Source organism: Arthrobacter sp. RAF14 (assembly GCF_052114185.1).
Lineage (GTDB): Bacteria > Actinomycetota > Actinomycetes > Actinomycetales > Micrococcaceae > Arthrobacter_E.
The window spans coordinates 115,404-136,378 of the sequence record NZ_JBFREG010000002.1; the positions used below are offsets into that span (position 1 = coordinate 115,404).

A 20,975-nucleotide genomic window follows, 5' to 3' on the forward strand; every position below is an offset into this window, starting at 1 on the left:
GTCAGTCGTCCGCTCCTGGGAGGTTCGAGAGGGAATTGGCGCGCCCCATGGCCCGGTCCACGCCGTCCAGGATGCGGTCCAGGTCCGGCAGATGATGGGACTCGAGCTTGGAGTACGGGTATGGGATGTCGAAGCCCGTCACCCGGACCGGCGCGTGCTCCAGGTAGTGGAAACACCGCTCCGTGATGCTCGCGGCGATCTCCGCGCCCAGGCCGCCGTTCTGGCCCGCCTCGTGCGTGATCACCAGACGGCCCGTCTTGCGGACGGAGGCCTCCACCACCGGATAGTCCACCGGTGACAGCGAGCGCAGGTCGATGACCTCCACGGAGACGCCTTCGTCACCGGCGGCGACCGCCACGTCCAGCGCGGTCTTCACCAGGGGCCCGTAGGCGACGAGAGTGACATCCCGGCCTTCCGTCAGAACCCGGGCCGATCCCAGCGGCAGGGCCGCGGCCGGGTCCACGGACTCGTCCACTTCGCCGCGGTCGTGGTAGCGGCGCTTCGGTTCGAAGTAGAGCACGGGGTCGTCGCTCGCGATCGCCTGCTGGATCATCGTGTACGCGTCCTGCGGATTGGACACCGAGATCACCCGGAGACCGGAGGTGTGCGTGAAGTAGGCCTCGGGCGATTCGGAGTGATGCTCCGGCGAGCCGATGCCGCCGCCGAACGGCACCCGGATGGTCAGCGGGACCTTCACCAGCCCCTGTGTCCGGTAGTGCAGCTTGGCCACCTGGGAGACGATCTGGTCGAAGGCCGGGTAGATGAAGCCGTCGAACTGGATCTCGCACACCGGGCGATAGCCGCGATAGGCCAGGCCGACCGCGGTGCCGATGATCCCGGACTCGGCCAGCGGCGTGTCCAGGACGCGGTGCGCTCCGAAGTCCTTCTGCAGCCCGTCGGTGATCCGGAAGACGCCGCCCAGGGCCCCGATGTCCTCGCCCATCAGGAGCACTTTGGGATCGGCCTCCATGGCCCGCCGGAGCCCCGCGTTGATCGCACGGGCGAAGGTCATGGTCGCCATCAGCGCTGCCCTCCCTCAGTGGTGCCGCCGGCTGCCGCGGCGGAATGCTCGAACTGGCTCAGATACCGCCGGTAGTGGTCCTCCTGGCGTTCCAGCCAGGGGTTCGGCGCGGCGTAGACGTGCTTGAACACGTCCATCGGCTCGGGTTCCGGCATGGCGATGACTCCGGCGCGGACGACGGCGGCCACCTCGTCTGCTTTATCGGCCACCCGCTGCCGCAAGGCGTCGTCCAGGAGGCCCCGCGAGGCCAGGTGACGCTCCAGCCGCACGATCGGGTCCTTGGCCGCCCAGTCCTCCAGCTCATTGGCGTCACGGTAACGGGTGGGGTCATCCGCCGTCGTGTGCGGTCCCATACGGTAGGTCACCGCCTCGATGAAGCTCGGGCCACCGCCCTGCCGGGCGCGGTCCAGCGCGATCCGGGTGGCGGCGAGGACCGCCAGCACGTCATTGCCGTCCACCCGCAGGTGCGGGATGCCGAAGCCGCCCGCGCGCTCGGCGAGCGTGATGTGGCTCTGCAGGCTCACCGGTTCGGAAATGGCCCAATGGTTGTTCTGGCAGAAGAAGATCACCGGCGCCTGATAGCTCGCGGCGAACACCATCGCCTCGTTGACGTCGCCCTCGCTCGTGGCGCCGTCGCCGAAGTAGGCCACCGCAGCGGCGTCCGCGCCGTCGAACTGGATGCCCATCGCATAGCCGACGGCGTGCAGCGTCTGCGCCCCGATGATGATCTGCGGCGTGGCCATGTTGATGGCGAAGGGGTCCCAGCCGGACGAGGCGTTGCCCCGCCAGACCCGCAGGACCTGGCTGAGGTCGACGCCGCGGCAGTAGGCCACCCCGTTCTCGCGGTAGCTGGAGAAGACGAAATCGTCCTGGCGCAGCGCCCGGCCAGAGCCGATCTGGGAGGCCTCCTGACCGAGCAGTGGCGGCCAGAGCGCCAGTTCACCCTGACGCTGGAGGGCGGTGGCCTCGGCGTCGATCCGCCGGATCACCACCATGTCCTCATAGAGTCCGGCCAGAACAGCGGCGCCGTCGCCGCCGTCCAGGTCCTGGAGCCAGAGGTCCAGGTGCGGTTCCGGGACCCGCTCTCCATCCGGAGCGAGAACCTGGAGCAATTCTTCCCCCGGGTTGTGGGGATTCACGTCAGGCACGATATTCAACTTCCCTTCGCTGCGGCCGAGTCACTCCGGGGATCACCCGGAGCCCTACCGGACGCCATCGTCACATGCAGCTCTTACTGTGAGGCTACTCACATTGAAAAGCCCGAACAAGCACTTCCCCGGCAATTGCGCGGAATGCGGTGTTCGAACTCCCAGACTCTCGCCACAGCATGTCGAATGCCCAGTCAAGTGCCGCGTCACTGGGCATTCTGCTCAAGCCTCGTCGCCGATCCTGTCGGCGTAGTCCGCTCCCCAGTTGGCGAGCTGGTCGATGATCGGCATCGCACTGAGGCCCAGTTCGGTCAGGGAGTATTCGACCTTCGGCGGCACCTGCGGGTAGACCGTCCTCAGGACGAGTCCGTCCTGCTCCAGCTCGCGGAGCTGACGCGTCAGGACCCGGGCCGGCGGCTCGCCCAGGCGGCGGCCCAGCTCGCCGAACCGGATGGCGCCGTCCCGGTGCAGCAGCCCCAGGATGGCCGGTTTCCAGGTGCCGCCGAGCACCACCACCGCCACTTCGGCGGCGCATTCGGCAGGCCATTGACGGATCACTTTCTCCGTACGCTCACGCATGATGGTTCCTCCCGGGGTGTTTCATCACTTACATATTTGTCAGTACGGGCAGAAAAAGTCAGTACTTGCTCTTCCAATGCGTAGCAACAAGCCTAAAACCATGACGCTTTGCCCGACCGAACCCATCACAGCACTGTCCCCCCGCCGATGGCTGGCCTTGATCCCCATGCTGCTCGGCGTGCTGATCGGCAGCCTGAGCTTGAGTTCGATCATCACCGCCCTCCCCGCGCTGCTGGCCGAACTGCGGCTGGAGCCTGCGGCCGGCGTCTGGATCATCGACATCTACCCGCTCACGCTTGGGGTGACCCTGGTGCTGGCGGCCCGCGCGGGCGACCACTGGGGACGCAGGCGCATCATGCTTCTGGGGCTCAGCGGATTCGCCGTCTTCAATCTCCTCGCCGGACTGGCGTCGGACGGGTTCACCCTGATCGCGCTGCGGACTCTCCTGGGCGTGTCCGAGGCCATGGTCATCTCGAGTGTCGTCTCGACCATCGGAACCCAGTTCCATGCACGCGAAAGGGTTCTCGCCTATGGCTTCTGGACGGCGGCGTTCGGGGCCGGGAGCGCGTTCGGCCCGATCCTGGGCGGCCTGCTCACCGAGGGACCGGGCTGGCGATGGGTGTTCCTGGGCTGTGTGCCGCTGTCCGCGCTGGCTGTTCTCGCCGCCCTCCGGTTCGTCCCGGAAGGCCGCGCCCCCGTCCGTCCCCGCTGGGATCCTCTGAGCATCGGCACGTCGGTGCTCGCCATCGGAGGCCTCGTCTACGCCCTCCAGCACGCGCTGGCGGAACCGGTGACCGCGGCCGCACTGGCCGCCGTCGCCATCGTGTCGGGGATCTTCTTCGTGAGACGGCAGGAGCGGCTCGACAACCCGCTGATCGACGTCGGGATCTTCCGCATCCGCGAGTTCAGCATCGCGTACGGCCACATCCTCCTGATCACCGGCACGACGGCGGCGACGCTCTACCTGGTCGGTCTCCACGTCCAGTCCGGACAGGGCCTGAGCCCTGCGGAGTCCGGGCTCGTGCTGCTTCCGCTGGCCGCGCTCACCGGGATCGTCGGCGCAGCCGCACCGCTCGCCCTCAGATGGTGGGGCCGGAAGACCATCACTACGCTCGCACTCACCGTGGCGCTTCTCGGCCAGCTGTGGCTGGCTTCCGGGCTCCCGGGGATTCCCGTGGCGCTGGGCCTGATCGGCGCGGGCTTCGGCGCGGTGGGGACCCTGGCCGCGGCCGCGCTTTTCGACTACACGACGCCGCCCCAGGCGGGTCAGGTGGGCGCTGTCCAGGAGGTCAGCTTCGCCCTGGGCAACGGCATCGGAGTGGCGGTCTTCGGGACGATCGCGCTGGCCGCTGGAGCGAACGGCTACCGGATCGCCATGCTCGTCGCCGGCGTCGTGCTGGCAGCGGCCGCGCTGGTCTATCCAGTCCAGTCGTTCAGGACTGTCATGCGACGCCGGAACCGCTGACTTCCTGCCGCCCGGGCTCGGTCTGCGACCGGCAGCAGCGTGACGCCACGCTCCGGACGTCGTTGAGCGCCGAACCCGTGTCAGTCGATGGCAGCCATCAGCTCGACCACCCGGTCGAGAAACGCATCCACCTGTGCCTCTTCATAGGCCTCCGGGCCCTTCGCGGGCGGGAACGAGACACGGCGCACGTCGTCGACGCTCAGGGCGTGGTCGTGTTCGAGGTAGTCCACGATGTCCTTGCAGAGCGCGTCCACCTCGGGCACCGCGTACCCCTGCGTGCGGGACTTGGACGGGTGACGGAACTTCTCGCCGTCGGGCCGGTAGAGACGCTGGCGCAGGAGGGCTGAGAGCCGCCCCACCTCACCCAGCCAGGCTTCCTCGCCCCGGTCCGAGATCAGCCGGTCCCGCTCGCGGCGGGCCAGGGCGTCCTCGAGGATGTCCAGAGCGTGGTCGACCTGCGCGGCCTCGTAGCCTCCGCGGGCCGGGTCGAACGCCACCTTGCGCACATCGGTGCTGGTGAGGGGGCGATCATGCGCGGGGTCCTCAAACACGGCGCGTCCGCGCTCCATGAAGTCGTCCACCTGCGCCACGCTGTAGCCATAGCCGGAGCGTTCTACACGGCGGAAGGTCGCGGGGATCTTGCCGCTGCTCGCTTCTGTCATGGATTTCCCCTTACGGAAAGTACGTGATGCGGTGTCTTCATCCGGCATCAATGTGCGTTTTCAAAGACATGGAACAGGATAAAGGCCACCGGTGAGGCGAAGAGAACCGAGTCCAGCCGGTCCATCACGCCTCCGTGCCCGGGCAGGATGGAACTCATGTCCTTGACCCCCAGTTCGCGCTTGACCATGGACTCCGCCAGATCACCGGCCGTGGCGGCTCCGACCATGCCGATGGCGAGCACCACGCCGAGCCACCAGGGCTTGTCCAGAACGAACACGCAGGCCAAGACGCCGATGAGGACCGCACCCGCGACGGAACCCGCGAAGCCCTCCCAGGACTTCTTCGGGCTGATCTTCGGCGCCATGGGGTGTTTGCCCAGCGAGGCGCCCACCAGATAGCCGAAGGTGTCATTGGCCACCACCAGGAGCAGCATGGTCATCAGCTGGAAGACACCCTGCGGCGCTTCACCACCCGGCCAGAGCCCCAGGCTGGCCTGCCCCACGCCGGTGTGCAGGGCCAGGACCGCGAAACTGATGAAGAACGGCACCCAGGCCAGGATGAAGATGCCGGCGTAGATGCTGGGCGCGGCGCCTTCCGCCGATTCGGCGCTGCGCCACACGAGGATCGCGAACGCTCCGGCCACCACTCCGTAGAGCAAGGCTTCCAGTCCCCCGAAGTAGGAGACGAACGGCAAGGCGACCGAGGCCAGCATGAGCGGCGCGATCGTCACCCGGATGCCGTAGCTCTCCAGGGCGCGGGAGACTTCCCAGACGCCGAGACAGGCGAATCCCGTCACGACGGCCACGAAGCCGAGTGGGAGGAAGAACAGCGTGCCCAGCACCACGACCAGCAGCCCGAGTCCCACGCCGATGGCGGCCGGGAGATCCCGGCCTGCCTTCGGAGTGGGGTTGGGACGCGCTGTTCGCGGGGGACGGCGCCGCCCGGCGTGCTCAGTCATCAGACTTCGAGGAGCTCAGCTTCCTTGCGCTTGAGCAGCTCGTCGATCGCGTCGACGTGCTGCTTGGTCAGGGCGTCGAGCTCCTTCTCGCCGCGGGCGCCGTCGTCCTCGCCGGCTTCGCCGTCCTTCACGAGCTTGTCCAGGGTGTCCTTGGCCTTGCGGCGGATGGAACGGACCGAGACCTTGGCGTCTTCAGCCTTGCCCTTGACGATCTTGACGTACTCCTTGCGGCGTTCCTGGGTCAGCTCCGGCAGGACCACGCGGATCACATTGCCGTCGTTGGACGGGTTGGCGCCCACTTCGGAATCGCTCAGGGCCTTCTCGATGTCACGCAGCGCGGTCTTGTCGTACGGCGTGATGAGGATGGTGCGGGCTTCCGGGACGGCGAAGGACGCCAGCTGCTGCAGCGGGGTGGGAGTGCCGTAGTACTCCACGATCACCTTGCTGTAGAGAGCCGGGTTCGCGCGACCCGTGCGCACCGAGGCGAAATCTTCCTTGGCCACCTCAATGGCCTTGTCCATCTTTTCGCCCGCTTCGAGCAGGGTCTCTTCGATCACGGTTACTCCTGTGAACTCATGGGTGAAACGTGCCTGAGATCCAGGCACAACTACAAGTATCCTAGCCGCAGCCGCAGCACCCGGCCGTCCGTCCGGAACCGGAACGCTCCGGCCGAGGTGCTGCGCGGGATGATGCAGGTGCTACGGGGTGACGCGGGTGCCCAGGTCCTCGCCGAGGATGGCCCGGGTGACGTTGCCTTCGCCCTCCATACCGAACACCAGCATGGGGAGCTTGTTGTCCTTGCACATCGTCATCGCGGTCTGGTCCATGACACGGATGTCGCGGCGCAGGGCCTCGTCGTAGCTGAGGACGTCCAGCTTCTCGGCGTCGGGGTTGGTCTTGGGGTCCGCGGTGTACACACCGTCCACGCCGCTCTTGGCCATGAGGACCTCGTCGGCATGGATCTCCAGGGCACGCTGAGCGGCCACGGTGTCCGTGGAGAAGTACGGCAGACCGGCGCCGGCCCCGAAGATCACCACGCGGTTCTTCTCCATGTGGCGGATGGCACGGCGCGGGATGTAGACCTCGGCCACCTGGGCCATGGAGATCGCCGACTGCACCCGGGTGTCCACTCCGGCCTGTTCCAGGAAGTCCTGCAGAGCCAGGCTGTTCATGACGGTGCCGAGCATGCCCATGTAGTCGGCGCGGGAACGGTCCATGCCACTCTGGGAAAGTTCGGCTCCACGGAAGAAGTTGCCGCCGCCCACCACGACTGCCACCTCGACCTCGTTCTTGACCGCCTCGGCGATCTGGGTGGCGATGCCCCGCACCGTCTCGGGATCGACGCCGAGCTTGCCGCCCCCGAAGACCTCACCGGAGAGCTTCAGCAGCACTCGACGGCGGCGCGGCGACGGATCGTTGGCGATGGTGGTGTTTTCCATGGGGCCTCCCTGGCTCGGTTCTGTCTTCACTATATGTTGCGGAGCCCGGCGCCAGCGGCGCCGCCTGTGTGCCCTGCTCCGGACGGCGAAATCCGGTTGCCGGAGCGCACACAAAAGGGGCGGCTACCGAAGTAGCCACCCCTTCTGAATGTCTGACTAGGAGCCGACGCGGAAGCGTGCGACGGCGACAGCCTGGACGCCTGCCTCTTCGAGCACTGCGCCCACGGACTTCTTGGCATCCTTGGCGAATGCCTGGTCCACGAGAACCTCGCCCTTGAAGAAACCGGTCACGCGGCCTTCGACGATCTTCGGCAGCGCGGCCTCGGGCTTGCCCTCAGCCTTGGCGGTCTCCTCGGCGATGCGGCGCTCGTTGTCGACCAGCTCGGCCGGAACGTCTTCACGGGTCAGGTAGTTCGGGGCCATGGCGGCCACGTGAACGGCGACGTCGTGAGCGGCGGTCTCGGCGGCCTCACCGGTGCCGGAGACGGCGAACAGCACGCCGACCTGAGCCGGGAGGTCCTTGGAGGTCTTGTGCAGGTAAGCGTCGACGGTGCCACCCTCGACACGGGCCACGCGACGAACGGCGACCTTCTCGCCGAGCACGGCGCCCTCTTCGACGACGACCTCGGACAGCGGCTTGCCGTCGACGTCGGCGGCGAGCAGGGTCTCCAGGTCACCGGTGTTGGCGGCCACGGCGGCTGCAAGCACCTTGTCAGCGATGGAGATGAACTTGTCGCTCTTGGCGACGAAGTCGGTCTCGCAGTTGACCTCGACCATGTAGCCCACGTTGCCCACGACCTTGGCGGCGACCAGGCCCTCGGCAGTGGAACGGCCTTCGCGCTTGGTGGCGCCCTTCAGGCCCTTGATACGGATGATTTCAATGGCCTTCTCGGCATCACCGTTGGCCTCGTCAAGAGCCTTCTTGACGTCCATCATGCCGGCGCCGGTGCGCTCACGCAGGGCCTTGATGTCAGCAGCAGTGTAGTTCGCCATGGGAACCCCTCAAATGTGTTGTTGCGTCTAAAGATCTGGGTATGACATGCGTGACAGGATGGCCGCCCGAAGGCAGCCATCCTGTCACCAGCCGTTCCGGGCGGTGAGCCCGGAACGGTCGCAGTCAGGGACTTACTCGGCGGCCGGAGCCTCAGCAGCGGGAGCCTCAGTAGCTTCAGCAGCGGGAGCCTCGGCAGCAGCTTCAGCAGCGGGAGCCTCAGCGGCCTTCTCGCCTTCCAGGAGCTCGCGCTCCCAGGCGGCCAGGGGCTCTTCAGCAGTCTCGGCGGTGCCGTTTGCGCGGTTGTTACGAGCGATCAAACCCTCGGCGACAGCGTCGGCAACAACGCGGGTCAGCAGGTTCACGGAGCGGATGGCGTCATCGTTGCCCGGGATCGGGAAGTCGACCTCATCCGGATCGCAGTTGGTGTCGAGGATCGCGACGACCGGGATACCCAGCTTCTTCGCCTCGTCAACCGCCAGGTGCTCCTTCTTGGTGTCAACCACCCAGAGGAGGGAAGGGGTCTTGGTGAGGTTACGGATACCACCGAGGTTGGCCTCGAGCTTGGTCAGCTCGCGCTTGAGGAGCAGGAGCTCCTTCTTGGTGTAGCCGGAGCCGGCGACGTCGTCGAAGTTGAGCTCTTCGAGCTCCTTCATGCGCTGGATACGTTTGGCGACGGTCTGGAAGTTGGTGAGCATACCGCCCAGCCAGCGCTGGTTCACGTAGGGCTGGCCCACGCGGGTGGCCTGCTCGGCGATTGCTTCCTGAGCCTGCTTCTTGGTGCCGACGAAGAGCACGGTGCCGCCGTGGGCGACAGTGGCCTTGACGTGCTCGTAAGCACGGTCGATGTAGGACAGAGCCTGCTGCAGGTCGATGATGTAGATGCCGTTGCGCTCGGTGAGGATGAAGCGCTTCATCTTCGGGTTCCAACGGCGGGTCTGGTGGCCGAAGTGGACACCGCTGTCGAGCAGCTGGCGCATGGTTACGACGGGCATGCCATCGCTCCTTCCGGCAGGTCACGCATTCTCGTGAGAGGGCCTTTCGAGAGGCCGCTCTTACCCTGCCATAGTGTTTTGTCGGTTATCAGTCCGGACGTGCATCCGGGCTCCTGGTGCCCCAGAAACCACTCGCCGCGGTTCCGGTGAACCCGGAATCGTGGACCGTGAGCGGTTCCAGCCCACAGCGATCACTCCGCGAACGGATTGAGGGGGCTGCGAGGATGGACACGCGAAGTCAGTCGGCGCGACCTCCGCCCAATGGGCGCAGGGCACAGAAGACTGCAGTTCCCAGTGTACTACACGGGCACTACCCGTCCCGTTGTCCGCGCGGCTCTCCACACGGTGCGGCGCGGCGGCCATCCACATACATCGCACGCCCTGTTCCCGCGCCGCCCCGACCCGGTGAGGGTGGAGGAATGACGACCCTACGGACCATCCACCCTCCACGACGGCGAGGCGTCACCATGCGTCCAGCAGCGCGATGCGCCACCCTGGCCGCACTGCTGCTGATCGCAGTGCCGGCATCCGCCCAGGCGGAGCCACCGTCGGCCCGGACGGCGACCCCCGCCCAGGCGCCCGGCGCGGCCGCGGGAGGAGCGCCCGGCACCGCCGCGGGAACAGACGGCGCGGGAAGCCGGGGTGCTCAACCCAGAACCATCGAGCACTGGAGCTGGCCGCTGACGCATCCCTCCAGGCCGCTGCGCCGGGACGTCCTGCGATCCTTCGATCCGCCGGACCAGCCGTGGCTGAGCGGGCACCGCGGCGTGGACCTCCGCGCTTCCGACGGCGACGGAGCCGCCATCCTCTCCCCCACCGATGGCGTGGTGAGTTTCCGGGGCACCGTGGTGGACCGCCCCGTCATCACCATCGACCATGGCGATGACGTCAAGAGCAGCTTCGAGCCGGTGGAGAGCGATCTGAAGGTGGGGCAGTCCGTCCGCCGCGGCCAGCGCATCGGCTCACTCCGCCCCGGTCACTGCGCCATCTCAGTCTGCGTCCACTGGGGAGTGCGCCAGGACGGTGACTATGTGGATCCTCTCCGATTCATTCAGGACCTCCGCCCGTCGATCCTCCTGCCCTGGTCGTGACCCGGCGATGGGGCACCCGACCCGATCACGGCCGGTCGAGCCGGAGGTGCCGCCCGGGCAGCCGAAACGCCGGTCCCACGAGAAGGGACCGGCCTTTCGGAGGAGCGGATCGACACGGCCGCCCCGCGCCTTCGAGCACCTGGACTTCACACGCACGCGCATCCAGCCTGTGGGGCTCAGAGGCGCCCGGATTTCAGACGATGGCGGAGATACCGGTGATCGCGCGGCCCGTCACGAGGGTGTTGATCTCGTAGGTGCCTTCGTAGGAGTAGATGGCTTCGGCGTCCGCGAAGATCTTGGCGATCTCGTAATCGGTCACGATGCCATTGCCGCCCAGGAGACTGCGTCCGATCGCCACGGACTCCCGCATCCGCGCGGTGGTGAAAGCCTTGGCCAGAGCGGACTGCTCATCCTTCGCCACCCCGGCGTCCTCCAGTTGGGCGAGGCGGACCATCATGCCCATGGAGCTGACGGCGTTGCCCAGAATCTTGACCAGCTGCTCCTGAACGAGCTGGAACGAGGCGAGGGGGCGCCCGAACTGATGACGCTCCACGGCGTAGCGGCGGGCGACATCGAACGCGGCGAGCTGCTGCCCCACGGCCTGCCACGCGACCGCCAGGCGAGTCACTTTGAGGACCTTGTTCGTGTCGCGGAAGCTGTTGCCGCCGGCCAGCTTGTGGCTGTCGGGGACCACCACGTTCTCCAGCACGATGTCTGCGTTCTGCACGGTGCGCAGGGAGATCTTGTTCTCGATCTTGGTGGCACGGTAGCCCGGAAGCGTGGTGTCGACCAGGAACGCCTTCACCTGGTTGTCCGCCACATCACGGGCGTAAATGACCACGTAGTCCGAGAACGTGGCATTGCCGATCCACCGCTTGGCGCCGTTGAGAATCCAGGTGTCGCCATCCTTCTGCGCGGTGGTCCTGGTGCCACCCGCCACATCGGAGCCACCCAGAGGTTCGGTCAGACCGAAAGCACCGATCTTCTTCATGGCATAGATGTCAGGAAGCCACGCCTCCTTCTGCTCTTCCGAGGCGAGGGCTTCGATCGACCCGGTGAAGAGGCCGTCATGCACACCCATGAAGGTGGCGATCGAGGTGTCCGCACGCGTGAACTCCGCGTGGACGATGCCTGCGAAGAGGTTCGAATACCCCTGGCGCCGCACCGGGCTCATCACGTCCAGTTCGGCCAGCTTCGGAATGAGTTCCATGGGGAATTCGCCGCGGTTCCAGCAGTCCACGGCGATAGGCCGGACCTCGCGGTCGAGCCACGTCCTGATCTCACTCAGACGGTCCCGCTCCTTGTCGGAGAGCAGTTGCTCGAAGGCGAAGAAGTCGCCATCCGCATACGGCAGATTGTTGATGTCCAGCTCGGCCTTGGCCATGATCCCTCCACAGGAATTGATGTTACTCATGAGTAACTTATCCCACTTTGCGAGCCTGGTAAAGGGCGAAGGAATCCCTTGTCGCACCGTAAGAATCGCCGGGCCGCCGACATAAACCGGACGGGAAAGGAACATTCTTGGTGCGACTTGCGTCACATGCCAAGATGACGCTACGAACCCCCCGAGGGAAGGAATTCGCAATGGTCCGGAAAGCAGCATCCAGCGGCGCAGTCAGCCAGCAGGACCCCACGGCGGCCACCGTGCCGACACGCGTCAGGAAAGCCTCTGCCAAGGCCGTCCCGCCCGTGGCCACACCCACTCTTGAGCCTGTGGAGCCCACCCTCGAACCGGCGATCAGCGTCGCCGCGACCCCGGCCGTCAAGACCGGCGCCACCAAGTCATCCAGCGCACGGGGTTCCCTCACCAAACGCATCCCTGCGCCACGCCGCTCACGGACCAGTAAGCCCGCTCCGCGCAATAGGAGCCGCAACGCAGGCGACGGCCGGCATCTGAACAACATGTCGGAGATCCGGCACTTCTTCCGCACGGACCCGTCCCCCATCTTCTTCGTCGGCGCTTCGGCCTTCAACCTCCTGGGACTCGACCGCTGGGTCCGCGGTTTCTCCTACATCACGTACTACGACAGCTGGGAGGGCACTCATCCTCGCGTGTTCACCCCTGCCGACAAGCCGTACATCGAGTTCGAGAGCGGCGAGGAGATCAACAACTGGCTCCTCACCAACCACGAGGTCCGGGCGCATATCGAGCAGCGGACACCGGCCGGAGTGCACCCGAAGATCGTCATGGTGTTCTTCAACGAGGAGACCGAGCACATCTGCCAGGAGCTCGGTTACGAGCTGATCCTTCCTCCGGCTGCACTGCGCGAGCGCCTCGACTCCAAGATGGAGACCACCCGCATCGCCAGCTCGGCCGGCGTCGACAGCGTCCCGAACGTGATGACCACGGTGGACAGCTGGGCCGACGTCCTCAAGGTCACCAAATCGGCCAAGCTGGGCACTGATCTGGTGATTCAGACCGCCTATGGCGATTCGGGCAAGACCACCTATTTCGTCACGTCGGAAGAGGAGTTCAACTCCGTGGCGGAGCACCTCCGGGGCGAGGAGGTGAAGATCATGAAGCGGATCAACAACCGGCCCATCGCCGTCGAGGCCGTCATCACCCACCACGGCACCATCGTGGGCCCGTGCATGACTGAGATCACCGGTCACAAGGCCCTCACCCCGTATCGCGGAGGCTGGGCCGGCAATGAGATGTACCCGGACGTGCTGGCCGAAAAGGCCCGTCACGCCACCACGGAGCTGGTCCGGAAGCTCGGAGACCGGCTCGCCGAGGAGGGCTACCGCGGCTTCTTCGAAGTCGACGTCCTCCTGGACACGGATACGGACGAGGTCTACCTGGGCGAACTGAATCCCCGCATCAGTGGCGCGTCCGCCATCACCAACGTCACGGCGGGCGCCTACGCCGATGTGCCGCTCTTCGTCTTCCACCTTCTCGAATACTCGGGGGTCGAGTTCACCCTGGATGTGGATGAGATCAATGCGCGGTGGGAGGAACTCGCCTCGGAGGACGAGTGGAGCCACATGGTGATCAAACACACGGACAAGGCCGTGGAGCACATCGACGCGGCACCCACCACAGGCCTCTACGTGCTGGACGGACAGGGCCGTTTCGTCTTCGCACACCGCGAATTGGACTGGCACCTGGTCAATAACGAGTCGGAAGCGTTCTACCTGCGGATTTACGGTCCGGGTGATTACCGGTGGAAGGGCGCGGACCTCGGAATCCTCGTCACCAAGGGCCGCCTCCAGGGTTCTCACGGCGGGTTGACCATCCACGCGCGCCACCTCATCGAGTCGATCCGGTCCATGTACCGCGCCACTCCTCTGCCGGAGTCCGAGCCGGTGAAATGGCCCGCTCCCGCGAAAGGGAATTAAATTACCCATGCCATACTTGGTGGAATGTTTGCAGACGAGAGCTACGGCATGAGCACCGGTCAACCGAGCCCTCCGGCAGCCCCTCCTCTGGACCAGTGGCAGCTGGCTCCGCACCTGAATTGGTCGATGCAGAACATCGCCACTTTCCTTCCGGTGCGGTCCATCCCCCGGGGCGTTCGCGCCACTGTTCTCCCTCCAGCACCGGTTGATCTGTCCGCTGTGTCCGTCCCCCATCCGTGGGAGGACCGGACCGCGACGTTCGCCGAGGTTCTGGAGAACACCTTCACCGACGGCTGGGTGGTCACCAAGGACGGCGCCCTGGTGGGCGAGGGCTACTTCAACACCATGACGCCTGCCAGCGTGCATCTCCTCATGTCCGTGAGCAAGTCCCTCACCACCTCGGTGGCGGGCTCTCTTCAGGGCAGCGGCGAGCTGGATGCCGACGCACTCGTGACCAGCTATGTCCCCGCGCTGGCCGGTTCCGGCTACGAAGGGGCAACCGTCCGCCACCTCATGGACATGCGGACCGGCGTCCACTTCTCGGAGAAGTACCTCGACCCTGATGCCGAGGTACGCCTCCTGGAACAGGCGATCGGCTGGGCGCCGCGTCGTCATCCGAACGCACCTGCGACCCTCCTGGATTTCCTGGCGGGCCTCGGCAAGGACCGTGATCACGGCGGGGCCTTCGACTACAAGTCGTGTGAAACCGATGCTCTGGGCTTCGTCCTGGAAGGCGCGACCGGCCGCCACGCCGCGGACCTCATGTCCGAGCGGCTCTGGCAGCCCATGGGCGCCGAGCTGGGTGCGCACGTCGGCGTGGACAGCGCGGGCGAAGGAATGTTCGACGGCGGCGTCTCCGCCGGGCTGCGGGATCTGGCACGCTTCGGCAACCTGTTCCTGCGGGACGGCTTCGCCCTGGACGACACCCCGGTGCTCCCGTCGTGGTGGGTGGCCGACACCTTCGGTGGCGGACCGGACAGCCGGGAGGCCTTCGCGAACGCCCCGGAGCCGACGCTCATGCCGGGCGGCATGTACCGGAACGGCTTCTGGTTCCCGCGTGAAGGTTCCAATCCGCTCCTCGCTCTCGGGATCCACGGCCAGATGGTCTACGTGAACCGGTCCGCCGGCGTCGTGGCCGCAAAGCTCTCCAGCTGGCCCACGCCCCAGGACGGCGAGAAGCTGCTCTGGACCGTGAACGCCTTCGACGCGGTCTCCTGGGTCCTCACCCGCTGAGACTCTTCCGCCCCTTGCACAGAGGCCGGCCCCGGACACCCGGGGCCGGCCTCTGTGCCGTCGACAGCACGCCGAGCCCCGGAACACCCCTTGCCCGGAGCAGGCCCGGCACCGATACGCTGGGACGATGAAGCCTTTGATCGCTGTACTCGCCGCCCAAGGACGTTCCGGTCAGGCCTGCCTGGCCGCGCTGCTGGAGGCCGGCTTCCGCGTCCGGGCAGGGGTCCGGTCCGAGTCGACCCTTGACGCCCACCCGAATCTGGAGGTCGTGCGCTGCGACGCCAGGAACAGGGAAGACGTGAGCGCACTCCTCGAGGGGGTCTCCGCGGTGGTCAGCATGATCGGCCACAACCGGCGCTCCAGCGCGGACGTGCAGTCCGTGGCGATTCGGCACTGCGTGGACATCATCGCCGTTCGCCAGCCGAAGACCCGGCTCATCTCCCTCACCGGCACCGGCGTGCGTCTCCCAGGAGACCGCATCTCCTTGGTCGACCGGGCGGCCAACTTCGCCATCGGCGTCGTGGATCCGAAGCGCATCGCCGATGGGAAGGAGCACGTGCGGATCCTCCAGAAGAGCCCCGTGGACTACACGATCATCCGCGTCCTGAAGCTGACCGCAGGAAGCCACCACGGCCGGGTGGACCTCACTCCCCACGGCCCCGCGGAACTGTTCACGCCGCGCGCACGGGTGGCCGCCGCCGTCGTGCAGCTGCTCGAGTCGGGCGACTTCTCACGCGCCTTGCCGGTCATCAGCGGCACGTCCTCCTGATCCGCGGTCACAGCCTTCCGGCCAGCTCCATCAGCTCCTGACGGAAGGCGGCGAACCGCTCGTCATTGCCGCGGTGCGGGTGCACCCGGTTGCTCAGGAGGACGACGGTTCTGAGACCGCCCGGTTCGAAACCGAAGGCCGTGCCGGTGTAACCACCGTGACCTGCAGGGATCCGCGCACCGTCCGGGGCCAGCGCCCGCAGCCAGGGTTCGCCCACTCGCAGGCCGACCGCCTGCTCGTACGTCCCCGAAACGGGTCCGGGTACGGGCGTGGTCATGAGCCTGACGGTCTCCGGGGCAAGCACCTGTTCCCCGTCATGCCGGCCGTCGTTCCGCAGCATCTCCGCGAATGTCAGGAGATCCCCAGCGGTGCTGAAGAGGCCGGCGTTGCCGCTCACTCCACCCAGCGCCCAGGCGGTCTCATCGTGCGCCTCTCCATGGACCAGTCCCCGCCCCGGCTGAATCTCCGTGGCGGCGATGGACTCCAAGGTCCGTGTGGGCCGATAGCCCGTATCGGAAAGACCCAGTGGCCGCAGGATCCGTGTGTCCAACAACCTCTCCAGTGACCGCCCCGTCATCGCCTCCAGGCACAGGCCCAGCCAGATGAATCCCACGCAGGAATAGGCGTGCTCCGACCCGACGGGCCTCTCCGGGACGACCGCTCGGAATCGCTCCAGAGCGTCCGCTCCGGGTCGGTTGTCGATCCATTCGCCGGGCAGCCCCGCCCGATGCGTCAGCAGGTCAAGGAGTGTCACCTCGGGAAATCCACGGTACTCCGGCAGCCACTCCGCCACGGGGATCCGCAGCCCCTCGACACCGTCGTCCAGGAATCCCCGGTCCGAGAATTCTGCCAGCGCCGTCGCGGTGACGAACGCCTTGGTGATCGAGGCGAGATCGAAGAGGGTGTCCGGCGTGACCGGAACACCCCGTCGTCGGATGCCGTGCTCATCCGCATAGTCCGCGATCAGTCCGTGGGCCTCGGTGGCGATCCGCTCCCCCGCCTCACTCACCAGCACGACGACGGCGGAGAACAACGGCGCCGACCCGTCACCGGGGTGCAGAGCACCCAGGATGTGGTCACGGAGCGCCTTGACATCGCTCATGGAAGCTCATGTCCCATCTCCCGGGCCCACAGCGAACGCAGTGCTTCCTCGAGGCCCTGCGGCCACTCGGCCCCCGTCGCGTGAGCAAGCGATCGCGCCCGGGGCACATACTGGGCAGCCACCGCCGTCAGCGCACCCAACAGAGATCTCCGGTCCAAACCCACAGCGGGCAGAGACTGCAGTGAGCTCCGCTGGTCCCGGCTCACTTGCTCCAGCATCCGCTTGGCTCCGCGCCCGGGGCGCATTCCTCGCTCAGCCAGCATCAGCCTGGGCAGGTAGGCGTCACGGAGCCCCGAAACTGTCGTGGACAACGCCAGAAGATCGTCCCGCGCGGCCAGGCCGACTGCATTTCCCAGAAGGTACAGGACCACCCGGCAATCCTGGTCCGGGAAGTAGGGCACACTGCTCACGCCGTCATCGGCACTCGGAGGGTCCGGTTGATCGGCGCGGATGTCCGCGGACGCCCCGTGCGGAATGCCACGGTCCAAGAGGTAGAGACGTTCCGCACTGCCGGTGGCTGCATCTTGCGGAGAATGAAGGATCACATCGAGGTGGACCCACTCCGAGGACAGGAAGATGTGCCCTCGCCGCGTGCCGGGAATGGCATCCGCCAGCACGACGTCGAACAATTCAGCCGCCCAGGCCCGGACATCGAAGTCCTCGTCGGTGACCACGAGATGAAGGTCGATGTCACTCCACTCGTCCGCTTCACCACGGGCTATCGATCCTTCCAGCCAGGCTGCCTCGATGTCTTTCCGGGCGTTGCACGAGGCACGCACCGCAGCGAGCGGCGCGTCCAGCGCCCGGGGAATCGGGTGTTCCGTCATGGACGCATTCTGCCACTTCGCCGCCGGGAACCTACCCGTGGACCAGCGCCCGGCCGCGCTCCAGGAGCAGCCCGGACACGGTCGAGACGCCGTCCGGAGGGCCGAAAACCGAGCACCATAGTGTACCGCTGAGACGCCTGGAACCACAGGGGTTCCGTCCAGCCCCGGGTGACTGTTTGGCTGGAATCATGGTCGCAGCACGCGGCCACCGGCACGGCATTCGAAAGGAGAACAGCATGGCTGACACACAGAACCCCGGACGGTTCGGGAACCGCGCGGACACGGAAGAACAGGCACGCCGCGGTGGGCAGGCAAGTACCGGGAAGTTCGGTTCAGAGCACGGTGCGGATCCTCGCGAAGCAGGCCGCAAGGGTGCCGAAGCCCAACCGCATGAGGCCAAGGTCCGCGGTGGGGAGAAGAGCCACCGGGGCGACCGCACCGACTGGCCGAATGACGACTGACGAGACAGGGAAGGGCGCTCCGGCCCGGCTCAGGCGGACCGGAGCGACGGTATCAGCTACGAAGGGCGTCGGTGACCGCAGTGAGGAAATCCTCGACCACCGTGAGTTCATCCGTCGTGAAGGATCCGGCGGCATTCAGGAGGGACGAGACCTGCCGCTGGAGGCTCGACTCGAGCAGGACCTTTGCCGCCTGCGTCGTGTGGAGCACCAGGGCCCGACGGTCGTTCGGATCGGGCTCACGGCGCAGATACCCGGCGTGCTCGAGCCGGTTGACGAGCGCTGTGGTCGAGGCCGAGGTGATGCCCAGATGGTGCCCGAGCGCCCGCGGGCTGACCACACCCTTGTCGGAGCCGTCGAGGACGAAGCGCAGGGCCGCGAGGTCATTGCTCTTGATCTTCAGGTCGGCCATCAGGCTGGTCCGGGTCTCGGCTTCCACCACCACGAACTCCCTCAGCAAGTGGAGCGCGGAGAGGACACGGTCCTCATCGTTCGCTTCAAGCCAGCTTCTGTTGATGAGTTCCAGTGCCATGAGACACCATGTCCCTTCCGTTCTCCGCCTACTAGTTACTAGTCAATCTAGACAAGTCGCCCCTGCTCGCAATTCTATGCTCCGGACGGCCTGGCGAACGGACGGTTCTGTATTTTTCTCGCCTTTTTCCGAGGTTTCTGCGACCCAGCCCGGCCCGACCCGACGATCATCCGAACTCAGTATGGAGGAAATGACTCATGAGTGATCAGTACACCTTCCGCGATCCCGTCACACTCTTCCCGGAAGTGACCCCGCCCATCCAGCACCAGGAGCCGCCCGGCCTTGACGTGCTCACGACCCCTGGGCCCGATCTGGGCGCCGAGTACTACCGAGGGCTCGGCCGTCTCCAGAACCGCAAGGCCCTCATCACGGGCGGGGACTCCGGCATCGGAGCCGCAGTCGCGATCGCTTTCGCGCGGGAGGGCGCCGATGTGGCGATCTCGTATCTCCCGGAGGAGGAGGACGATGCGAGCAGGATCATCGAGCTGATCGAGAAAGCCGGGGGCAAAGCCCTCAAGCTGCCTGCAGACCTCCGCGACCCTGACGCTCCAGCGGCGCTCGTCGCCGACGTCGTCGATGGCCTGGGCGGCCTGGACATCCTGGTCAGCAACGCCGGCCGGCAGGTGGCCACCGCGCAACTCGAGGAGATCGACGACAGGCAATTCGAGGAGACGTTTCAGATCAATGTCTTCGCGATGATCCGGCTCATCCGGGCGGCGGTGCCCCATATGCCACCCGGGTCGAGCATCGTCGCAAGCACGTCGATTCAGGCGTACAAGCCCTCGTCCGATCTGCTGGACTACGCCTCGACCAAAGCGGCCATCAACAACCTCACGAAAGGCCTGGCGCAGCAGCTCGCCCCCCAGGGCATCAGGGTGAATGCTGTGGCGCCCGGCCCGGTGTGGACGGCTTTGCAGGTCAGCGGCGGCCAGTTGAAGGAGAGTCTGCCGGAGTTCGGTAAGGACACCGCGCTCGGCCGGGCCGGACACCCGGCCGAGATGGCTCCGTGTTACGTGTTCCTGGCATCCTCGGAGTCCAGCTTCGTGGTGGGCGAGACCCTCAATGCGAACGGTGGCATCCCGAGCCCATAGCGCCGGGGCAGGGAGATGGGGGCCAGGGAGATGGGCCGCGGCCGCGGCCTCGAGGAGGTGCATCATGAACGACAGCGACGACGACTACCGGCGCCGCGAGTCCGAGACTCATCGTCTGGACCGGCACTGGAGTGAGCTGCTTCAAGAGCTTCGCGTCACGCAGACGGCTGCTCAGATCATCGGCGGCTTCCTGTTCACGCTGCCATTCCAGCAGCGTTTCAGTTCTCTCGACGACTGGGACAAGGGGCTGTACCTTGCTCTGGTCCTGCTGGCCGCCGCCATCACGATCATCACGCTCCTCCCGGTGGCTGTACACCGTCGGGTGTTCCGCCACCACCAGCGGGGCTCGCTGGTGGGCCTGGCGGACCGCGCGAGCAAGACCGTCCTGGTGCTGCTCCACTTGCTGGTGGCGGGTGCGCTGACGTTCACGGTCGATGTGGTGGCCGGCAGGACGGCGGCCACCGTGTGTGCCGTGGTCGCGGGCGGGGTGCTGGCGCTCCTCTTTCTGGCGGTGGCATTCATCGGCCCTCGCGTGCACGCCGCCGTCGAAGACGTGAAGGAGGAAGACGACGGCGCAACTGGCCATTGACGAGGACGGCGCGGAACGGCCCCCGAACTGAAATATTCGGGGCCCTTCCGCACCGTCTGCCGTGAGAGACGATCAGGAGTTGCGGAGCGCGTCGATCAATTCCGCTTTACGTTTGTCGGAATAGCCTTTCAGACCGATTTCCTTGGCCTTGGACTTGAGCTCTTTCACCGTCCAGTCCTCGTAATCCCCTGACTGTCCGCCTTTGCGGCCCACGGCACTGCGCCCCTTCGCGGCGGCGGCGTTGGATATCCGGGCGGCCTTCGTTTTGGACGCCCCGTCATCCCGGAGCTTTTCATACAGCTCCGGGTCCTTCAATGATGGATTCTTCTTATCAGGCATGATTTCTCCTTCCTGAAAGTTCGGGAGTCGCGGAACGGCCCGCGCTTGACCCGCGCCGGGGCCGACGGCTCAGCCGGCGTCGAATCGGTCTGACTCCGGCTCGCGGCACTCATCCAGGTCCGTCCCGGAACCATCCGGCACGTCCTCTGGGTCACGATCCGCCCCGGTTTCCGGCTGGATGCTGCCGTTCGCGCGGTCCCAGGAGTGTTTCCCCACGTCATGCCCCTCGTCCTGAGGGCGGGGATCTCGGTCGGTTTCCTTCTCGTGGTGTCCCATGATGCGAGCCTATGTCGAATCCTTGTTTTTTACTAGCTTGTCAAGCTACCGTTGTGCCAGTTACGTTACC

Annotated in this window: 22 protein-coding genes; 8 read left to right on the top strand and 14 right to left on the bottom strand. The window is 66.3% G+C overall.

From position 1 onward, the window contains the following. Window position 1 precedes the first annotated feature (1 nt). From AB4Y75_RS08145 to AB4Y75_RS08155, 3 genes are all read right to left on the bottom strand, one after another. On the bottom strand, window positions 2-1,021 hold the full coding sequence (locus tag AB4Y75_RS08145; protein WP_441435377.1) for an alpha-ketoacid dehydrogenase subunit beta: 1,020 nt from the start codon (window positions 1,019-1,021) through the stop codon (window positions 2-4). Continuing rightward, window positions 1,021-2,160, bottom strand: a complete 1,140-nt coding sequence (gene pdhA, locus AB4Y75_RS08150; protein ID WP_441435378.1) for a pyruvate dehydrogenase (acetyl-transferring) E1 component subunit alpha — start codon at window positions 2,158-2,160, stop codon at window positions 1,021-1,023. The genes AB4Y75_RS08145 and pdhA overlap by 1 nt, the downstream gene beginning before the upstream one ends. Window positions 2,161-2,391: 231 nt before the next feature. Then, the gene (locus AB4Y75_RS08155) at window positions 2,392-2,748 is read right to left on the bottom strand and encodes a winged helix-turn-helix transcriptional regulator (RefSeq protein ID WP_441435379.1); all 357 of its coding nucleotides are present in this window, start codon (window positions 2,746-2,748) and stop codon (window positions 2,392-2,394) included. Window positions 2,749-2,848: 100 nt separating this feature from the next. On the opposite strand from AB4Y75_RS08155, the gene AB4Y75_RS08160 reads away from it, so the two are divergent. Continuing rightward, a complete protein-coding gene (locus AB4Y75_RS08160) occupies window positions 2,849-4,213 on the top strand; it encodes an MFS transporter (protein WP_441435380.1) in 1,365 nt (454 codons plus the stop codon). 80 nt (window positions 4,214-4,293) lie between these two features. Here the strand turns inward: AB4Y75_RS08160 and AB4Y75_RS08165 are convergent, their stop codons facing one another. The 6 genes from AB4Y75_RS08165 to rpsB form a co-directional block, all read right to left on the bottom strand. Continuing rightward, window positions 4,294-4,875 carry a DivIVA domain-containing protein gene (locus tag AB4Y75_RS08165; protein WP_441435381.1) on the bottom strand — a complete coding sequence of 194 codons (582 nt, stop codon included), beginning with the start codon at window positions 4,873-4,875 and terminating at the stop codon, window positions 4,294-4,296. A gap of 47 nt (window positions 4,876-4,922) precedes the next feature. Further along, window positions 4,923-5,834 carry a phosphatidate cytidylyltransferase gene (locus AB4Y75_RS08170; RefSeq protein ID WP_441435382.1) on the bottom strand — a complete coding sequence of 304 codons (912 nt, stop codon included), beginning with the start codon at window positions 5,832-5,834 and terminating at the stop codon, window positions 4,923-4,925. After that, complete coding sequence (gene frr / locus AB4Y75_RS08175; protein WP_066215217.1) at window positions 5,834-6,391, bottom strand: ribosome recycling factor; 558 nt, start codon at window positions 6,389-6,391, stop codon at window positions 5,834-5,836. The genes AB4Y75_RS08170 and frr overlap by 1 nt, the downstream gene beginning before the upstream one ends. Window positions 6,392-6,532: 141 nt before the next feature. Next, window positions 6,533-7,273: a UMP kinase gene (gene pyrH / locus AB4Y75_RS08180; RefSeq protein ID WP_278268628.1), complete on the bottom strand. Its 741-nt coding sequence runs from the start codon at window positions 7,271-7,273 to the stop codon at window positions 6,533-6,535. A 156-nt stretch (window positions 7,274-7,429) separates the two neighbouring features. Further along, window positions 7,430-8,266, bottom strand: coding sequence for a translation elongation factor Ts (gene tsf, locus AB4Y75_RS08185; protein WP_370959727.1), 837 nt, complete (start codon window positions 8,264-8,266; stop codon window positions 7,430-7,432). Window positions 8,267-8,398: 132 nt separating this feature from the next. Beyond that, window positions 8,399-9,259 (bottom strand): 30S ribosomal protein S2, encoded by an 861-nt coding sequence (gene rpsB, locus AB4Y75_RS08190; RefSeq protein ID WP_441435383.1) that lies wholly within the window; start codon window positions 9,257-9,259, stop codon window positions 8,399-8,401. Between the two features lie 467 nt (window positions 9,260-9,726). Between rpsB and AB4Y75_RS08195 the strand changes: the two genes are divergently transcribed. Then, window positions 9,727-10,350 (top strand): M23 family metallopeptidase, encoded by a 624-nt coding sequence (locus AB4Y75_RS08195; RefSeq protein WP_441435384.1) that lies wholly within the window; start codon window positions 9,727-9,729, stop codon window positions 10,348-10,350. Between the two features lie 193 nt (window positions 10,351-10,543). Here the strand turns inward: AB4Y75_RS08195 and AB4Y75_RS08200 are convergent, their stop codons facing one another. Beyond that, the gene (locus AB4Y75_RS08200; protein ID WP_441435766.1) at window positions 10,544-11,734 is read right to left on the bottom strand and encodes an acyl-CoA dehydrogenase family protein; all 1,191 of its coding nucleotides are present in this window, start codon (window positions 11,732-11,734) and stop codon (window positions 10,544-10,546) included. Between the two features lie 200 nt (window positions 11,735-11,934). Here AB4Y75_RS08200 and AB4Y75_RS08205 point away from each other — a divergent pair, with 200 nt between their 5' ends. From AB4Y75_RS08205 to AB4Y75_RS08215, 3 genes are all read left to right on the top strand, one after another. Beyond that, window positions 11,935-13,689, top strand: coding sequence for a biotin carboxylase (locus AB4Y75_RS08205; RefSeq protein WP_441435385.1), 1,755 nt, complete (start codon window positions 11,935-11,937; stop codon window positions 13,687-13,689). A 219-nt stretch (window positions 13,690-13,908) separates the two neighbouring features. After that, the gene (locus AB4Y75_RS08210; RefSeq protein WP_441435386.1) at window positions 13,909-14,922 is read left to right on the top strand and encodes a serine hydrolase domain-containing protein; all 1,014 of its coding nucleotides are present in this window, start codon (window positions 13,909-13,911) and stop codon (window positions 14,920-14,922) included. Window positions 14,923-15,049: 127 nt separating this feature from the next. Next, window positions 15,050-15,691: an NAD(P)-dependent oxidoreductase gene (locus tag AB4Y75_RS08215; RefSeq protein WP_441435387.1), complete on the top strand. Its 642-nt coding sequence runs from the start codon at window positions 15,050-15,052 to the stop codon at window positions 15,689-15,691. A gap of 7 nt (window positions 15,692-15,698) precedes the next feature. Here AB4Y75_RS08215 and AB4Y75_RS08220 read toward each other — a convergent pair whose 3' ends face one another. Then, on the bottom strand, window positions 15,699-16,793 hold the full coding sequence (locus AB4Y75_RS08220; RefSeq protein ID WP_441435388.1) for a serine hydrolase domain-containing protein: 1,095 nt from the start codon (window positions 16,791-16,793) through the stop codon (window positions 15,699-15,701). Beyond that, the gene (locus AB4Y75_RS08225) at window positions 16,790-17,620 is read right to left on the bottom strand and encodes a nucleotidyltransferase family protein (RefSeq protein ID WP_441435389.1); all 831 of its coding nucleotides are present in this window, start codon (window positions 17,618-17,620) and stop codon (window positions 16,790-16,792) included. Before AB4Y75_RS08225 ends, AB4Y75_RS08220 begins: the two co-directional genes overlap by 4 nt. Window positions 17,621-17,856: 236 nt before the next feature. Between AB4Y75_RS08225 and AB4Y75_RS08230 the strand changes: the two genes are divergently transcribed. Further along, the gene (locus AB4Y75_RS08230; protein ID WP_441435390.1) at window positions 17,857-18,081 is read left to right on the top strand and encodes a stress protein; all 225 of its coding nucleotides are present in this window, start codon (window positions 17,857-17,859) and stop codon (window positions 18,079-18,081) included. A gap of 52 nt (window positions 18,082-18,133) precedes the next feature. Here the strand turns inward: AB4Y75_RS08230 and AB4Y75_RS08235 are convergent, their stop codons facing one another. Continuing rightward, window positions 18,134-18,610 carry a MarR family winged helix-turn-helix transcriptional regulator gene (locus tag AB4Y75_RS08235; protein ID WP_441435391.1) on the bottom strand — a complete coding sequence of 159 codons (477 nt, stop codon included), beginning with the start codon at window positions 18,608-18,610 and terminating at the stop codon, window positions 18,134-18,136. Window positions 18,611-18,807: 197 nt separating this feature from the next. Between AB4Y75_RS08235 and AB4Y75_RS08240 the strand changes: the two genes are divergently transcribed. Beyond that, window positions 18,808-19,701 (top strand): SDR family oxidoreductase, encoded by an 894-nt coding sequence (locus AB4Y75_RS08240; RefSeq protein ID WP_441435392.1) that lies wholly within the window; start codon window positions 18,808-18,810, stop codon window positions 19,699-19,701. A gap of 64 nt (window positions 19,702-19,765) precedes the next feature. Beyond that, on the top strand, window positions 19,766-20,290 hold the full coding sequence (locus tag AB4Y75_RS08245) for a DUF6328 family protein (protein ID WP_441435393.1): 525 nt from the start codon (window positions 19,766-19,768) through the stop codon (window positions 20,288-20,290). A gap of 72 nt (window positions 20,291-20,362) precedes the next feature. Here the strand turns inward: AB4Y75_RS08245 and AB4Y75_RS08250 are convergent, their stop codons facing one another. Continuing rightward, entirely contained in the window at window positions 20,363-20,629 is a 267-nt protein-coding gene (locus tag AB4Y75_RS08250) for a DUF7218 family protein (protein WP_441435394.1), read from the bottom strand. Window positions 20,630-20,975: the final 346 nt, after the last annotated feature.

What these genes read in the sequence shown, in the direction of transcription:
- AB4Y75_RS08145 (WP_441435377.1), bottom strand. Translation starts at nt 1,021, where the DNA reads ATGGCGACCATGACCTTCGCCCGTGCGATCAACGCGGGGCTCCGGCGG.
- AB4Y75_RS08155 (WP_441435379.1), bottom strand. Translation starts at nt 2,748, where the DNA reads ATGCGTGAGCGTACGGAGAAAGTGATCCGTCAATGGCCTGCCGAATGC.
- AB4Y75_RS08160 (WP_441435380.1), top strand. Translation starts at nt 2,849, where the DNA reads ATGACGCTTTGCCCGACCGAACCCATCACAGCACTGTCCCCCCGCCGA.
- AB4Y75_RS08165 (WP_441435381.1), bottom strand. Translation starts at nt 4,875, where the DNA reads ATGACAGAAGCGAGCAGCGGCAAGATCCCCGCGACCTTCCGCCGTGTA.
- AB4Y75_RS08170 (WP_441435382.1), bottom strand. Translation starts at nt 5,834, where the DNA reads ATGACTGAGCACGCCGGGCGGCGCCGTCCCCCGCGAACAGCGCGTCCC.
- pyrH (WP_278268628.1), bottom strand. Translation starts at nt 7,273, where the DNA reads ATGGAAAACACCACCATCGCCAACGATCCGTCGCCGCGCCGCCGTCGA.
- tsf (WP_370959727.1), bottom strand. Translation starts at nt 8,266, where the DNA reads ATGGCGAACTACACTGCTGCTGACATCAAGGCCCTGCGTGAGCGCACC.
- rpsB (WP_441435383.1), bottom strand. Translation starts at nt 9,259, where the DNA reads ATGCCCGTCGTAACCATGCGCCAGCTGCTCGACAGCGGTGTCCACTTC.
- AB4Y75_RS08195 (WP_441435384.1), top strand. Translation starts at nt 9,727, where the DNA reads ATGCGTCCAGCAGCGCGATGCGCCACCCTGGCCGCACTGCTGCTGATC.
- AB4Y75_RS08200 (WP_441435766.1), bottom strand. Translation starts at nt 11,734, where the DNA reads ATGGCCAAGGCCGAGCTGGACATCAACAATCTGCCGTATGCGGATGGC.
- AB4Y75_RS08205 (WP_441435385.1), top strand. Translation starts at nt 11,935, where the DNA reads ATGGTCCGGAAAGCAGCATCCAGCGGCGCAGTCAGCCAGCAGGACCCC.
- AB4Y75_RS08215 (WP_441435387.1), top strand. Translation starts at nt 15,050, where the DNA reads ATGAAGCCTTTGATCGCTGTACTCGCCGCCCAAGGACGTTCCGGTCAG.
- AB4Y75_RS08220 (WP_441435388.1), bottom strand. Translation starts at nt 16,793, where the DNA reads ATGAGCGATGTCAAGGCGCTCCGTGACCACATCCTGGGTGCTCTGCAC.
- AB4Y75_RS08225 (WP_441435389.1), bottom strand. Translation starts at nt 17,620, where the DNA reads ATGACGGAACACCCGATTCCCCGGGCGCTGGACGCGCCGCTCGCTGCG.
- AB4Y75_RS08230 (WP_441435390.1), top strand. Translation starts at nt 17,857, where the DNA reads ATGGCTGACACACAGAACCCCGGACGGTTCGGGAACCGCGCGGACACG.
- AB4Y75_RS08235 (WP_441435391.1), bottom strand. Translation starts at nt 18,610, where the DNA reads ATGGCACTGGAACTCATCAACAGAAGCTGGCTTGAAGCGAACGATGAG.
- AB4Y75_RS08240 (WP_441435392.1), top strand. Translation starts at nt 18,808, where the DNA reads ATGAGTGATCAGTACACCTTCCGCGATCCCGTCACACTCTTCCCGGAA.
- AB4Y75_RS08245 (WP_441435393.1), top strand. Translation starts at nt 19,766, where the DNA reads ATGAACGACAGCGACGACGACTACCGGCGCCGCGAGTCCGAGACTCAT.
- AB4Y75_RS08250 (WP_441435394.1), bottom strand. Translation starts at nt 20,629, where the DNA reads ATGCCTGATAAGAAGAATCCATCATTGAAGGACCCGGAGCTGTATGAA.